Origin of the sequence: Bacteroides cutis (assembly GCF_900241005.1) — a bacterium.
In the GTDB taxonomy this organism is placed as follows: domain Bacteria; phylum Bacteroidota; class Bacteroidia; order Bacteroidales; family Bacteroidaceae; genus Bacteroides; species Bacteroides cutis.
Genome location: NZ_OEST01000022.1, coordinates 1 through 1,596, shown reverse-complemented (window position 1 = coordinate 1,596; position 1,596 = coordinate 1). Strand labels below are relative to the sequence as shown.

Genomic DNA, 1,596 nt, shown 5'->3' with positions numbered 1-1,596 from the left:
TCCTCAAATCCGCAACTAAGCTCTTCAGCGTCCTTCTTGCGTCTAAACGTCCTCTCATCACTGAATTAGCAGATAAATTGAGGCTGAAATACCCACTTCTGCCCACAATATCCCCTTGCCCCACTATGCGACTTGAGGCAATACGCAGTATCATACCCATAAGTTGTAGGCGTTATCCAAAATCAGTCTGAAAAATATCTGCGTAAGCATTATTACAGGTATAGATATTCAGCACATACCGCCTTGATGTTCTGATCCACTTGGCTGGTACAGAGACAAACCTGAAGACAAACGCTTTTATGCGACTTGTTGCATTGAGTCCGAACCTCTTTACGTCAAGTCTGTGGATAATGGCCTTGTAGAAATTACGGATAAGTGCCGTAAGAAGAAGGAACACAGTGTTCTCTGCCATGAAGGATTTGGGCAATCTGTCCCACCCGAAACCATTGTTCATATCATCGAAGATACGTTCCTTTCCTCCACGAAGGTTATAGAACTCGACAATTTCTCTTGTGGAAGATTCATAGTCGTTAGTCAGGATACAACGGTATGTGTATTCTCCTTCCCAAAGATCCAGCACACCGTCCATCCGTTTCTGTCTTTGAATCACAAGTCGGTATGCTTTACCCTTCCACTTCTCAACAAGAATAGAGTTCAATTCGAACTCAATGCCATTGATTTCCTCAGTCTTCCAGCCTCTAAGAGCAAAGATGTCATTGTAGAGCGAACTGCAGCGGTTTGCGCGGATATAGAAGGATTTGCTGTGTTTCTCTATTTCCTCCACGATTTCCTCGGAACATGATCCACAATCAGCTCTGAAACGATTGATTGTAAGTCCGTTCTGCTCAAATCTCTCAAAGAATCTCTTCAGCGTGTCCTTCTGATGAAAACGAACGTTGGTGTTACCATCGCTATTCTCAATGCCAACAATCAAGTCGTCAATAACCGCCACGCCAGGGCGATAACCAAGGAACTTCTTGTATGTAGGCTTTGCATCATACTTCTCAGTCTCTATGAACTGATGGTCGAAATCAACATCATACATCTCGCCCTCTTTCAGTTGGCCGGATGCAAACATACAATTGAGCAGTAAGGTATTGAGTGTGTCAGCCGTGTTGAAATCGTAGTTCTTACCCGTATCTGATGTGTATGAGATGTTTCCTTGCGTCAGTTCCTTTATCGCTCTGAGGATAGTATCAGAACTACAAGTACGAAGTGTCGGATGGAGCGAGAGATGGTTCATCAAATGAGTAGTGACATCCTCAATGCATGAGCCACCACAGAAGTAGATACTCATGAGGGAACGGACGATTTCACTGTACTGATAACCGAACGAGCTACACCTTAGACCGAGTGTCGAGTCGATTACAGATGACAATGTGGAGTCAAATTGCTCCATGATTGAAAATATTCCTCCAAAAGGAGTGAGCTTCTCGGATTTTATTTGTATTTTTGCCATGCCTGATGAGGTTTTGTTTGATTATTTTTTTGCAACACTAAGTTAAGTGAATCCTCTGACATGGCAAAATCCTGAGCAACTTTTTGTTGCTCAGGTACTTAAAAAAAATATTTTATAATAGTGTTGCGGAATTAAGG

At 42.7% G+C, this 1,596-nt stretch carries 1 protein-coding gene; it reads right to left on the bottom strand.

The features are described from left to right. Window positions 1-172 precede the first annotated feature (172 nt). Window positions 173-1,459 carry an IS1380-like element IS613 family transposase gene (locus C1A09_RS16180; RefSeq protein WP_005805709.1) on the bottom strand — a complete coding sequence of 429 codons (1,287 nt, stop codon included), beginning with the start codon at window positions 1,457-1,459 and terminating at the stop codon, window positions 173-175. Window positions 1,460-1,596 lie beyond the last annotated feature (137 nt).

What these genes read in the sequence shown, in the direction of transcription:
- C1A09_RS16180 (WP_005805709.1), bottom strand. Translation starts at nt 1,459, where the DNA reads ATGGCAAAAATACAAATAAAATCCGAGAAGCTCACTCCTTTTGGAGGA.